We start from the raw sequence: 12,804 nt of genomic DNA on the forward strand, positions 1-12,804 counted from the left end.
GAGTCTAGCTGCCCGTACTTGTTCAGTGACTAGTTCCAGTTCGATGCCGCAACGACCGCCGGATCGACCTCAAGGCCGGTCCATGACACATCAAGTTGGCCAAGCGCTTCGGGCTGCTCTGTTTCCACCGCGCGGGCCTTGTACAACTCCAGCAGGGCGAGGAACCGGCCGACCACCTCCATGGACCTCGTGCAATCGCGTGTCAGTGCGGCGAACGTCATCCAGGTACCTGAGCCGGCGAGCTTGAGTGTATCCAGGATCTTGCCCGCCTGCTCAGGCACGGACACAGCAACGGCGTGCAGGTGGTCAGTGCGTACTTCCTCCGGCGGCTTAGGCCGGAAAACACTGGCCGCAAGTTCCGCGAAACTCGCCGCTGTATGGCCGAGTTCCACCGGAGGCAAAAGGTCCACGAACCGGGGCTCCATGGATACGGCACGCGGGTGTCGTCGATTAGCAGATGCTTGCCACATAGCAAACTGGTCAGCAACCTTCTGATATGCGCGGTACTGCAGAAGACGTGCGAACAGGAGGTCCCGGGCCTCCAGAAGGTCGTAGTCTTCCTCCAGGTCATGATCACCACGTGGCAACAGCCGCGCAGTCTTCATGTCCAACAAGGTGGCCGCGACCACGAGGAACTCAGTGACCTCGTCAAGCGACTCCGTCTGCCCCAACGCACGGGTATACGCAATGAACTCGTCGGTCACCTCGGCGAGCGCAACCTCGGTCACGTCGAGTTTCTTCGCCTGAATCAAGCTGAGCAGCAGATCAAACGGCCCCTCGAAGTTATTCAGCGCGAGGGTAAAGACCGTGATCTCCGGCTGGGGGTACTGCTCAGGTGCCTGGGCCACTAGCTAGTGCGCTCCAACACCTCAAGGGCCAGATTGCGGTACTGTTCCGCACCTTGCGAGTTGGGAGCCCACGTAATAATCGGCTCACCCGCGACCGATGTCTCCGGGAAACGCACGGTACGGGTAATCACGGTGTCGAAGACGCGGTCGCCGAACACCTCAACTACACGATCCATGACCTCACGGGCGTGGGTCGTGCGACGATCAAACATAGTGACAAGGAGGCCCACGATGTCCAGGTCGAAGTTGATGCGGTCGCGCACCTTTTCCACGGTATCGGTGAGCAGCGCGAGACCTCGGAGCGAGAAGTACTCACACTCCATGGGGATGATCACGCCCTGCGAGCACGCCAACGCATTCACAGTGAGCAAACCGAGCGACGGGCCACAGTCCAGGATGATGAAGTCGTACTCCCCGCGCACCGGGCGCAGCGCACGAGCTAGCGTGTGCTCGCGGCCGACTTCGTTGACCAGTTGGATTTCAGCCGCAGACAGGTCAATATTCGCGGGTACCAGATCAAGCCCGGACACGTTTGAGCGCTTGATCGCCGCGTGAATGCTGGCAGTGTTGTCAAACAGCAAGTCGTAGACCGTGACCTGATCCTCCTCATAGGACACACCAAGGCCAGCGGAGAGTGCACCCTGCGGGTCGAGGTCTACCAGTAGCACCTTGCGCCCTTGCTCTGCCAAGCATGCACCGAGATTGATAGTGGACGTGGTCTTACCCACGCCGCCCTTTTGGTTCACCATCGAGATGATGGTTGCGGGACCGTGCCGCTCAAGCTCCTTCGGCTTGGCAAACTCACGCCACGGCCGACCCGTCAAAAACGTCTTCTGGTCAGCCGCGTCAAACAGCGCCTCGTCCGCCATGGCCGATCCTTCCCTCGATCACGTCTAAACCCTTGACTGCAGTCATCTTACAACGCTGTGATTAGACCTGCCCACGGCTTCGCTTCCGAAGGAAGATAATCAGCAGCGCAAGTGCCGCGATAAGCGCACCACCACCAATGATGAGCGGGACAAGATCACCTACCGACGAACCCGAGTCAACGCTATCGCCTTGACCTTTGTTGTCTGCTCCCGCATACGGGTTTTCTTCATCCGTTTCGGCAGCCTGCTCAACCGGAGCATTCGTCGACGTAATCACCGCGACAAACGTCGCCGCGCCGTTCTCCACGACCTCCATAATGAACGGGTTGTCAGGCGTCTCGCCTTCCGGGTACGTCAGCGTCAACGTGCGCCCCGCGACGTTCACGTCACGCTTGACCCCTTCGATGATGTTGCCGTTGACATCGAGGTAACGCAGTTTCGCATTCGACGAGTCGTAGTTGGCGTATTTCATCAAATCGCGCGCCTTACTCAACGGCACCTTGACCACGATCTCGTTGCCGTGAATCTCTCCCTCGAAATCGAGGCGCTTCGCATCCGCGGTGTCCGCCTTTTCCGCTGGCTTACGCTCAGGGCGATTGACGGCGCCGCTGCCACTGCCTGCACCCGCACCGGATCCGCCGTTCGAGGCTTCACCGTTTGCGTCGCCACCGCCGTTTGCGCCACCACCGTTGTCTTCGGCGTGGCCTCCACCACCGTGGTGCTCGGTGTTTTCTCCAGCGCCACCGCCCGCAATTTCGTCTGCATCAGTTGCCTGTCCGCCGCCCACAGCGACGAGGTTAACTGTCGCCGTGTAACCGCCGGCGCTCGCAGGCACTGCTGCGGTCGCGCCCTCTTCCGCTGGAGCGGTCACCGACACCGACGTGCCATTGGATGTGACCACCCAGCCGCCTGCGGAGTAATTCACATCCACCGGCACGCCCACATCAACCGTCGTCGTCTGCCCCGCAGGCACGGTGATCTCCGAGGGAATCATGTTCGCCACTGCATCCGGACTTAGCCCGCCCGGGATCTGCGCCGAGGCAGGGTGTGCTCCCACACCTCCGCCAAGCCCCACGGCAAGCAGCAGGGCTGCCGGCACCGTAAGTGTTGCGCGACGTGCTCGTGCAAATGTGTACTCACTCATAAGCGCAAAAGCTTACGCACGTGGATGCGAACTACGCCAAACCTCGCGCAGGCTATCTGCTGTGACGTGTGTGTAAATCTGCGTAGTCGTCACTGAAGCGTGCCCCAACAATTCCTGCACGGAGCGCACATCTGCGCCACCTTCCAGCAGATGCGTGGCAAACGAGTGCCGGAGCGTGTGCGGGGAGATCTCTTTGTCTATCCCCGCACGCTCCGCAGCCTGCTTGATTACAGTCCAGGCGCTCTGGCGAGTTAAGGCTCCACCGCGCCTATTCAAGAACAACGCGTGTGACTTCCCGGTGGCGAATACGGGTCTGCCTCGCACGAGATACGCCTCGATCGCATCTTGTGCATGCCGGCCGAGCGGGACGAGGCGCTGCTTACTTCCCTTGCCAGTCACGGTCAGAATGCCTTCAGTATCTATTGCGGCTGTCGCATCATCGACGCTCAAATCAAGCACCTCAGAAACTCGCGCACCTGTGGCATACAGCGTTTCCAACAGCGCCTTGTCGCGTAGGCCGAGGGGCTGTTCGGTCGGGCAGGCATCGAGAAGCGTCGCCACCTCCCCAATGCTCAAAGTGTCGGGTAGCTTCTCGCCAGCTGACGGTGGGGAAACTTCGGCAGCGGTATCTGCCGGCAATACGCCTTCTTCTACGCCAAAACGGTGCAAGCCTCGGGCGACAGTCAGCGCACGCGCAGCCGAAGATGCCGCGAGGGGGCGTGCGCCGTCCACCCCGCGGCGCAAGTCAGCAACGTACGCCTCTACATCGGTGGCACTGACTGTTGCCAAGTCGCTTTTCCCAGCGGCTGCCAACCATCGTGTGTACCGGTTGACGTCGCGGGTGTAGTTACTCAACGTGTGAGGGGAGACTCCCCGCTCAACAGCGAGATGCTGCAACCAGCGCGCAGCTAGTTCGTCGGCTTTTACCGCCATCTAGATGCGCTTCATATCCGGCACGATGCCACGCTCGGCTCGCCGCTTCGGCAGCGATTGCGGGCGCAACTCGAATGGCTCCGACACATCACGTGACTGCGCTTTACCCTCTGCGACGCGGCAAGCAGCCAAAATGCCGCCCACGGCGATTGAGTTCACAATCTCGCCTCGAAGCACCATTTGTGCGGCCTCGCTCAGTGGCACCCACCGAAAGTCCATGTCGGCTTCTTCGTCCTCGGCGTCCGGGCGTTCCACCTCGCGCAGTTGCTTTGCGACGAATACCCGCACCGCCTCTTCCGCAAATCCCGGAGACGTCACCAAATCCACCAGCACGCCCCACTGCTCAGCCTCGAGACCGGCTTCCTCAACCAGTTCGCGCTTCGCACATACCAACTCGTCTTCTTCGTACATGTCCAGAAGCCCCGCAGGCAGTTCAAGCAGCCGCTTGCCTACGCTGTGCCGGTACTGCTCGACGAGCGCGACGCGCCCGTCGTCGTCAAGTGCAACTACTGCCACTGCGCCGAAATGCTCGACGATCTCACGGTTAGCTGGCTTGCCACCAGGCATGACCACACTGTCGCGGCGCACAGCGATGATTGGGGCTTCGATCAGTGCCTCGGAGGACTCGACGGTAAATTCGTGGCTCACTCTGCCACCGCCAGCACTGAAGAAATCCTGCCGGACTCGTAGCTCACGTTGCCTACCGTAGTCACGCCGCGCAGTTCCTTTGGCGCGATGTCTTGACTCGTCAGCACGGTTTTGCCTGCATGGCCAAGTGCTTCCGCAAGGTCCTGCACCAGCTTCGCACCGAAGTCTCCGCCGGCGTCACCGGAGGCGCCATCCACAATCACGACAGCCTCCGCGGGCACGATCTCACCTTTCGTCTCGACGAAACCGGATTGTTGCAGCGTGTCAATTACGATTTTGCGATCCGAAGCCTGTGCCGGCGCTTCCTTCGTCTCAGGGTCGATCAACATAATCGACGCCAACGACTCACCCGCATGGGTGCCCGGTGAACGGTTCTCCACGCTCAACTGCGCACCGGACGGCAACGTCGACGCAATCACCGTGGACAACTCGTCGGCAGAGTTTTGCGACGTAAACTTCTCTGTCAGTTTCAATTCACCAGCATCGGAAGCGCCCGCCGCGTTGAGCAGCCACCGCACGGAATCGACATCGATATCGGCGGCTGTATGCGTACGCACGATAGCGACCGGCACCTCTTTGAGCGCTCCAGAGACGATGGACACCGACTCACTGCCCAGAAGAGCATCGGCAGCATCAAGCCGCTGCTGCGCTTCGCTGCTTTCCTTTGTCGGCTCCTCGGCTCCATCACCATTCGCGTTCCGGTCGACGTCGCTGAGAAACGCACCATTGAACAGATCCGGGCCGCCAGGAATAGCCGGCGCGAGTACCGACGCCCCCAACACCACGCCGAAAGCTAACCCCCAACACAGACCAGCAGTGACAAGCCCACCCGTCCCTTTTTGCTTTCCCACGGTTTACTCCCCTTCCCCTGCCGGAATCCAGCCGCGCACCGTGTTGGCAACTGTGTCCCAGGTATTGACCAGGTTGTCGGCGAACGTCCCATTTCCGCCAAGCCCAACGACGAGAATGACGGCGGCAGCAGCGACCAGCAGGCCGAGTAACGCCCAGGCCCATGCGACACCGCTGGTGGATTCGACTGCGTAAAGATTCTCAATAACCGTAGAATCAACAACCTTGCGGCCGGCCTTCAAGCGAGCAAGCAACGCAGCCGGATCGGCATTCGCCGGGTCCGTGAGCATCCCGTCCAACTCCACCGGCTCGCCTACGGTGACAATCGTCTCCGCATCATGGAACGCAGCAAGCAAGATCGCGAGGTCTGTCGGCGAATCAGTCGCTGTTGGGAACGTCATCGCACCCACACCCAAATCTTGGATACGCTCCAAGCCAGGCGCATAACCGTCTGGGTCAGCCGGCAGAATCACCCGTGCTTCAGAACGCAAGTTCTCCGACGCGACATCCGCGGGGTCACCGACAATGAAATCAGCGGCATAACCCATCTCTGCCAGCGTGTTCGCGGCGCTTCCCACACCAATGATGACCGGGGTGTACTCCCGCATAAAGTTGCGGATGCCTGTCAGACGGCGCCGCGTGTCATCTCCTGGAGAGACAACAACGACCTTGCGGTCCGCCATCGCGTCGCCAAGTTCGGGTGCGCCGACACCGTCGATAAGCAACGGCGCTTCCGAGTGGATGAACTCAATGGTGTTGCCGAAATAGGCTTCCATGTTCTCCACGAGACCTTGCTGTGCCTCAGCGAAGGAGTTGTCCACCTGCTCACGTGTGACACGCTGTGCAACACCGACGTCTTTCCTTCCGACGGTGATCGTCCCCTCTGGCGTGACCGTGACCTTCTTGCCGTCGCGGATCTTCTCGCGAACAGCGGCGTCGGCCACTTCGAAGATCGGAACGTTGGCGTCGAGAAGCAAATGCGGACCGAACGTCGGTAAGGATCCAGTGCTGTACGGCGCAAGATTGATCACCGCAGCAGGACGGCGGGCAATGAGCTGCTCTGCTAAACGACGCTGCATGTCCGGCGCATCCACAATCGCAATATCGCCCTCATGCAGGCGAGCAAGGCCTTTGCCCCGCGGTGTGCAGTCGCGCAGCGTACCGCGCAATTCCTGCGCGGGCGCTTCCCCAGTTCCAACAGTCATAGCGACCATTGTGCAACGTTGACCTGCCAGAACTGTGGAGGCGCGCGGGCTACGCCCGCATTTCCTCCACTTCGCGCTGCGCACGCTTGAACAATTCTGCCGCGTGGGCACGCCCTGTATCCGAATCATCAAGGCCCGCCATCATGCGCGCGAGCTCCTCAATCCGCTGCTCGTCAGTCAGATTGCCCACACCCGACGTCACCGCCTCGTCGCCCACGTCCTTTGACACATGCAGGTGCGTGTTCGCATACGCCGCAACCTGGGGCAAGTGCGTAACGACGATGACCTGATGCCTCAACGCCAACCTCGCCAAACGGCGCCCAATCTCCACCGCAGCACGTCCACCGACACCAGCGTCCACCTCATCAAAGACCAGCGTGCCGCCCGCCGACGACTCCGAAAGGATCACCTCAAGTGCCAGCATGACTCGTGAGAGCTCACCACCAGATGCGCTCGTGGCCAACGGCTTTGGCTCCAACGCGCTGTTCGGTGCGAGCGTGATCTCCACAGCGTCCGCACCATCGCGGCCAAACTTGGCCTCCGCCAGCTCGACGCGCAGCTGCGCCTTCGGCATGGCAAGCCCGTGAAGCTCTTCCGTCACCGCCTCCCCGAGGTTTTTGGCAGCCTTGTTGCGTGCCTTGGTCAACGCTGCCGCTCGCTTTTTTAGTTCGGCTTCAAGATCAGCAACGCGGCGCTTCAGCTCGTCGATAGCTTCTTCTGACGTATCAATCTTGCTCAGCCGTTTCCCGGCCTTCTCTCGCCACGCCAACACACCCGCGATGTCCGGAGCATATTTTCGTGTGAGCCCCTTGAGTTCCTGTTGGCGCTGCAGAAGGCGCTCTAGCTCATCCGGGTCGGTCGGAAGATCTGCGGTGAAACTACCGAGTTCCGCAGACACATCCGCAAGCACACCGGCGACCTCCCCGAGGCGCACACCAAGCTCCCGTAACTCCTCGTCACTAGCTCCTACCAACGCCGCCTGCGCCCTGCCAACAAGGTCTGATGCAGCTTCTTCCGCCTCTGCGCTGTAGCCGCCGACGGCTTCAGCACCATCAATTGCCACCAGCGCGGTCTGGGCGGCCTCACGCAGCGCATCAACATCCTGAAGACGGTTAATGGTTGCAACGAGATCGGCATCTTCGCCGTCTACGGGTGCAACTGCGTCGATTTCCTCAATTGCAAACCGCAGCCGGTCCATCTCCTGTGCCAACTCAAGGCGTTTCTCGGTGCGGTCCTTCAGATCTTTCGCTGCCTCGCGCCACTGGACATAAACATCGCGATAGGAGGAGAGCTTCTGAGCGATCGCCGGTTCGAACCGGTCCAACGCCGCCAGCTGCTGTTCCGGCGCGAGAAGCCTCAACTGGTCGTTCTGGCCATGAATCGTGAGCAGATGCCCAGCAAGATCACCCAGTGTCGCGGCCGGAACCTTTCGGCCTCCTAGGTGAGCGCTCGATCGCCCCGTCGCTTTCACAGCACGTGAGACGACGTATTCGCCGTTTTCATCAGGCCCTGCACCAGCGCCCTCTGCAATCGCATGCACGGCGGACAATGTCGATTCCGGCAGATCTGCGATGCTGAGCGCGCCTTCCACCACAGCTTCCTGCGCCCCGGTTCGAACTCGGGAGGCATCAGCGCGGCCTCCTGTCAGCAGCCGCAAGCCAGTTACAACCATGGTCTTACCTGCACCGGTTTCACCGGTGAGCACCGTCAACCCAGGAGCAAGCTCCGCCGAGGCATGACGGATCACGCCCAAGTTCGAAATCGCGATCTCTGCGAGCACTCTGCCTCCTTACGCATCAACGCCGCGTACACCACGACCCGTCCGCGGGCCGCGCCAGCCGGACACCGGCAGCCGGAACTTATCCACCAGCCTGTCGGTGAACGGTTTGTCGTCCAAGCGTACCCACCGCACCGGACGCGACCCCCTACTTACTTCAACCCTCGAACCAGGAGGCACCGGGATGCGACGGAACCCATCCATTACCGCCATGGCACTCGACGTCGTGTGTTCTGACTCCACAGCAACCGTCGAGCGCGGCGAGACAACAAGTGGCTTTGCAAACAACGCATGTGCGTTATTCGGCACCACCAGCAACGCATCGAGTTCTGGCCACATCACCGGACCGCCAGCAGAAAACGCATAGGCTGTGGATCCGGTCGGTGTGGCCACCAGTACGCCATCGCAGCCAAACGACGACACAGGCCGAAAATCAACCTCCAACGTGGCATCAAGCACCCGTGTACGATCCAGATTCTCCACGCTGCATTCATTCAGCGCCCAATCCGTCCCGACGACCTGCCCCTCTTGGTCGATGACTGCCACGTCGATGGTCATTCTGTCGACAACGCGGTACGTCTTATCGACGACCTGCCTCACCGACTCCTCAAGACTCTCCGCGTCACCTTCTGCGAGGAACCCGACATGTCCGAGGTTGACTCCCAACACCGGAATATCCTGCGCCCGGGCATGCTCTGCGGCGCGCAGAAATGTTCCATCTCCGCCGAGCACCAGCACCAGCTCGCAGCCAAGCGCCGCATTGTCGTCAGCAGCGGCACGTGTCAGCCCACTGAGCACCGGATGCGTCTCAATCGCATCCATCTGTTCCTGTTCAAGCAACCGCACCGTAATGCCGGCTTCCTGGAGCATCTCCGCAGCCCTCGCTGCGGACGCGATATTCGACTCGCGGAACAAGTGCGGAACCAACAAGATCTCACGCTCAGCCGTCATTGCGGCCCCTCCTTCACGGCCTTTTGGACTGCGGCGGCGAGGGAATCGTCGTCAAGCATTGCCTCGCCTCCATCCTTTACAAGCCACAGGAAGTACTCCACGTTACCGCTCGGCCCTGGCAGAGGCGACGCAGCCACCCCACGCACGCTGAGCCCCAGCCCCTGTGCGAACTGGGCGACATCCACAGTGACTTCTTCGCGCAACTCCTGTGAACGGACAACGCCACCAGAGCCTAAACGGTCCTTGCCAACCTCAAATTGAGGCTTGACCATCGGCAACAAGTCAGCGCCATCCTCAAGACATTCCACCAGTGCCGGCAACACCAGCTTCAACGAGATGAAAGACAGGTCGCCGACCATCAGGTCCGCGAGTCCACCCATCATGTCCGGCGTCAGGTTTCGGATATTCGTCCGATCGAGCACCCGCACCCGCGGATCGTTCTGCAAGCGCCACACGAGCTGACCGTAGCCAACGTCCACGGCAACAACCTCACGTGCGCCGTTTCTGAGCAACACGTCTGTAAACCCACCTGTCGACGCGCCAGCATCCAGCGCCCTACGCCCTTCGACGCTCAGGCCACGTGGCCCGAAGGCTTCCAACGCTCCAAGTAACTTGTGCGCGCCACGAGACGCCCAGTCATCAATGTCCTCGACATTGACGCGTATCGACGCCTCTGGCTCTACCACCGTCGCAGGCTTCGACGCCACAAACCCACCGACCTCGACACGGCCCTCCTTGATCCACGTTTGAGCCTGCTCGCGCGAACGTGCAATCTTGCGGCGCACAAGCTCTGCATCCAAACGCCTCCGTTTGGGCGGCATTAGCTGTTCCTTTCTTGCAACGCATGCCCCAGTACCGCATGCGCGCGCGTCAGTGCGTCAACCTCATCGGCAAGCGATTCAGTATCTTCCGCGAGAATCGCTTCAAACTGTGACGTGACCTCCTCAGGCGTCGTATGCGGCGCCCGCGGATCCCTGGGCATGGGTGGCTTCATGTCACCACCACTGAGCTGTAGCAGCTTCAGCAGCCTCTGAGTTGGGCCGCACAAACTCCGGTGGAGTCTCCATATGCCACGCGACCTCCAAAACCGTGCGCAAGGCCTGAATCGGTGTCGCACCATCCTTGCCGTAGCTCAAAATGATGTCGTTACTGTCGATTCGCGCAGCGAAACCGCCCTGCGGTCCCGGGAGCAAAACCTCTGGGTTCTCGTTGAGTCCGCGCATATCCTCCGCAATAAACGTCGGTCGCTGCTCCTTGGGCGCCTCCATGAGCGCCAACGGGCCAGAAACACCGGTAAGCACGTGCAGCGACGGAATCCCCGCCGCAACGCCACCTGCAATATCAGTATCTAGCCTGTCTCCCACGGCAAGCGGACGCTTCGCATTCATGCGTTCAGAAGCCTGAATGAACATCGCCGGCCCCGGCTTGCCCGCGCTTTCCGGAGTCACACCTGTCGCCGATGTCACCGCAGCAACCATCGAACCATTGCCGATCATCAGCCCACGCTCCATCGGCAAAGACGTATCCAGGTTTGACGCAAGATAGATTGCGCCCCGCTGAATTGCCAACGCAGCTTCCGACAACTGCGCCCAACCGGTCTCCGGGTTGTGGCCGTGCAGCACCGCCTTCGGATTCGCATCTGCACTTTCGACGACGACGTAACCCGCATCGTCGACAAGCTGCTTAAACGACGGCGCGCCAACCACAAGAACAGGATCTCCGGGGGCGAGGTGCGCCTCAGCCATCGACAACGCAGCCTGTGCTGAAGTGATCACGTCTTCGGTCTTCGTATCGAGGCCAATCTTGCCCAGCATCGCAGCCACATCCGCTGCGCTACGCGACGCATTGTTCGTCACATACATAGCCGGAATCCCCGACGCCGTAATGGCCTCTACAGCGTTTGGAATCGCCACTCCGCCATTCCACACAGTGCCGTCGAGGTCAAGCAGGAGAGCGTCGTAGTTATCCTTCAGCGCCATTGTCTAGTCCAATTCTGCGGCGCGCTCCGCCGCATCCGTGAAACCATCCGTATCAATCTTCGCAGCGTGTTCAAACCACGTCTTGGCCTCACCACGCTGGCCAGTCGCAAGAAGGGCATCAGCATATGCGTAGGAAAGACGCACTTGCTCAAATCCCTGCGAATCCAAAGAAGGATTCATGCGCTGCAGCGTCGCAAGTGCAGAATCGTGCTGACCGAGATCATGGCGTGCGCCGGCAAGCACAATCGCCAATTCGGTCTTCCCCGCTTCGTCCAATTCATTAGCTTCAGGGCTACGACCAAGTTCAAGCGCCTTCTGAGGTCGGCCCAAGCCACGCTCCGCATCAGCCATCACAGCTAGCAGCCCCGGGCCACCAGACATCCGCCGCGCCGCACGAAGTTCTGAAAGCGCTTCCTTCCACTCACCAGCGCGATATGCAACTACGCCAGCAGTCTCACGGACAACGCCGACACGACCAGCACGGTTCTTCGCGGCGCGGGCGTGCTCAAGTGCGAGCTTCGGATCGTCTTCCAGGAGATCAGTAGCCATCAGCATGTGCTGTGCAACGCGTTCCGCATTGTCCTTGGAAAGCACCTTGAGGTCCTGCAGCACAGACGGGTCAAGGTCGTTAATATCCAGGCCCGACGGCAAGTCAGGTTCGCGCTCCTTCTGCGCCATCCGTTCCTCGCGGTATCCCTCACGATATGGGTTCGAGCGATCGTGGCGGACACGGTTGTCCTGCCCGCCGTGGCCCGGGTGGCCGCCCTTACCGTGGGGCTTGCCACGGCCGCGGCCACCACCGTGACCGCCGCGTTTATTGTCGCCGCGTGCTCCACCGTAGCGATCCTCGCGACGTCCGCGCTCTCCGTCGCCAAATTCACGACGACCACGAGACTGCCCGCGGTTATTCCTACCGCGACGGTCTCCGCCACCACCATAAGAACGTTGACGTCCCTGGTTATCTCCGTTGCCGGCCTCTGCCATGGAATCCCTCCAATTCGTATCCAAGCCATTATAGGGATGCTCAACACAGTTATGCTGATCCCCCTCAGCCGAGCGGACTTGGCGAGCATTCGACTCCGTAATGGGCTATCAAGGATTCGTTCTCCGCATTGCGGTTACGTCCCTCTCCTGGCTGTGCTGTATGCAAAACCCGACGTCATATCTTTCGCTGACTTGGGCAGAGTGTAAAACGCTGCGGCCGTGAAGCTTCATTTTGCATTTACGACTGTGTGCTGGTGGCTTTAGTCGAGTCTTCGGTGGCGTGAAGTCGCTTCGCTCCGCATTGCGGACAAGTGGGTAGACACCAACTATTTCCTTGTATCGGCTGGGCTACTTTTCCAAGAGCGCTGACAAGAGCGCCGCCGCTGGCATCGACTCCGTGCTCCACATTGCGGACTAATGGGTGTACGCCAACTATGCAGTGGCATAGTCAGGCACGCAATGTTTCTGACTCTGTATTGCGGGCTGGTGGGTGTGCACCACTGTTGCTGTTGTCGGCGACAACAATCATGTGGGTATGCGCAAAAACACCCGTAGGTGAAACCGGTTGGGTTTAGTTTCGTCTACGGGTGTTTGTGTGTGAAGTTGTTGGGTCGGCG

The 12,804-nt window shown here is 60.4% G+C and carries 13 protein-coding genes; all 13 read right to left on the reverse strand.

From position 1 onward, the window contains the following. Positions 1-29: 29 nt before the first annotated feature. On the reverse strand, positions 30-848 hold the full coding sequence (locus HMPREF2785_RS09630) for a segregation and condensation protein A (RefSeq protein WP_070615151.1): 819 nt from the start codon (positions 846-848) through the stop codon (positions 30-32). Then, the gene (locus HMPREF2785_RS09635; protein ID WP_070615153.1) at positions 848-1,717 is read right to left on the reverse strand and encodes a ParA family protein; all 870 of its coding nucleotides are present in this window, start codon (positions 1,715-1,717) and stop codon (positions 848-850) included. The genes HMPREF2785_RS09630 and HMPREF2785_RS09635 overlap by 1 nt, the downstream gene beginning before the upstream one ends. A 61-nt stretch (positions 1,718-1,778) precedes the next feature. Beyond that, positions 1,779-2,861 carry a hypothetical protein gene (locus tag HMPREF2785_RS09640; protein ID WP_246821226.1) on the reverse strand — a complete coding sequence of 361 codons (1,083 nt, stop codon included), beginning with the start codon at positions 2,859-2,861 and terminating at the stop codon, positions 1,779-1,781. A gap of 12 nt (positions 2,862-2,873) precedes the next feature. Further along, on the reverse strand, positions 2,874-3,794 hold the full coding sequence (xerD, locus tag HMPREF2785_RS09645; protein ID WP_070423223.1) for a site-specific tyrosine recombinase XerD: 921 nt from the start codon (positions 3,792-3,794) through the stop codon (positions 2,874-2,876). Then, entirely contained in the window at positions 3,795-4,442 is a 648-nt protein-coding gene (locus tag HMPREF2785_RS09650; RefSeq protein WP_070615156.1) for an NUDIX domain-containing protein, read from the reverse strand. It lies immediately after the preceding gene. Beyond that, positions 4,439-5,293, reverse strand: a complete 855-nt coding sequence (locus HMPREF2785_RS09655; RefSeq protein ID WP_083308960.1) for a copper transporter — start codon at positions 5,291-5,293, stop codon at positions 4,439-4,441. The genes HMPREF2785_RS09650 and HMPREF2785_RS09655 overlap by 4 nt, the downstream gene beginning before the upstream one ends. Before the next feature lie 3 nt (positions 5,294-5,296). Next, positions 5,297-6,505 (reverse strand): putative cytokinetic ring protein SteA, encoded by a 1,209-nt coding sequence (steA, locus tag HMPREF2785_RS09660; RefSeq protein WP_092102479.1) that lies wholly within the window; start codon positions 6,503-6,505, stop codon positions 5,297-5,299. Positions 6,506-6,545: 40 nt separating this feature from the next. Then, positions 6,546-8,276 carry a DNA repair protein RecN gene (recN, locus tag HMPREF2785_RS09665; protein WP_070615164.1) on the reverse strand — a complete coding sequence of 577 codons (1,731 nt, stop codon included), beginning with the start codon at positions 8,274-8,276 and terminating at the stop codon, positions 6,546-6,548. A gap of 9 nt (positions 8,277-8,285) precedes the next feature. After that, positions 8,286-9,224 (reverse strand): NAD kinase, encoded by a 939-nt coding sequence (locus HMPREF2785_RS09670; RefSeq protein WP_070451574.1) that lies wholly within the window; start codon positions 9,222-9,224, stop codon positions 8,286-8,288. Further along, on the reverse strand, positions 9,221-10,045 hold the full coding sequence (locus HMPREF2785_RS09675; RefSeq protein WP_070423228.1) for a TlyA family RNA methyltransferase: 825 nt from the start codon (positions 10,043-10,045) through the stop codon (positions 9,221-9,223). The genes HMPREF2785_RS09670 and HMPREF2785_RS09675 overlap by 4 nt, the downstream gene beginning before the upstream one ends. After that, positions 10,045-10,218 carry a hypothetical protein gene (locus HMPREF2785_RS12000; protein WP_167594521.1) on the reverse strand — a complete coding sequence of 58 codons (174 nt, stop codon included), beginning with the start codon at positions 10,216-10,218 and terminating at the stop codon, positions 10,045-10,047. Before HMPREF2785_RS12000 ends, HMPREF2785_RS09675 begins: the two co-directional genes overlap by 1 nt. Position 10,219: 1 nt before the next feature. After that, entirely contained in the window at positions 10,220-11,203 is a 984-nt protein-coding gene (locus HMPREF2785_RS09680; RefSeq protein ID WP_070615166.1) for an HAD-IIA family hydrolase, read from the reverse strand. Between the two features lie 3 nt (positions 11,204-11,206). Next, a complete protein-coding gene (locus HMPREF2785_RS09685) occupies positions 11,207-12,187 on the reverse strand; it encodes a tetratricopeptide repeat protein (RefSeq protein WP_083308961.1) in 981 nt (326 codons plus the stop codon). Between the last annotated feature and the right edge of the window lie 617 nt (positions 12,188-12,804).

This window comes from Corynebacterium sp. HMSC067D03 (assembly GCF_001811185.1).
Lineage (GTDB): Bacteria > Actinomycetota > Actinomycetes > Mycobacteriales > Mycobacteriaceae > Corynebacterium > Corynebacterium coyleae.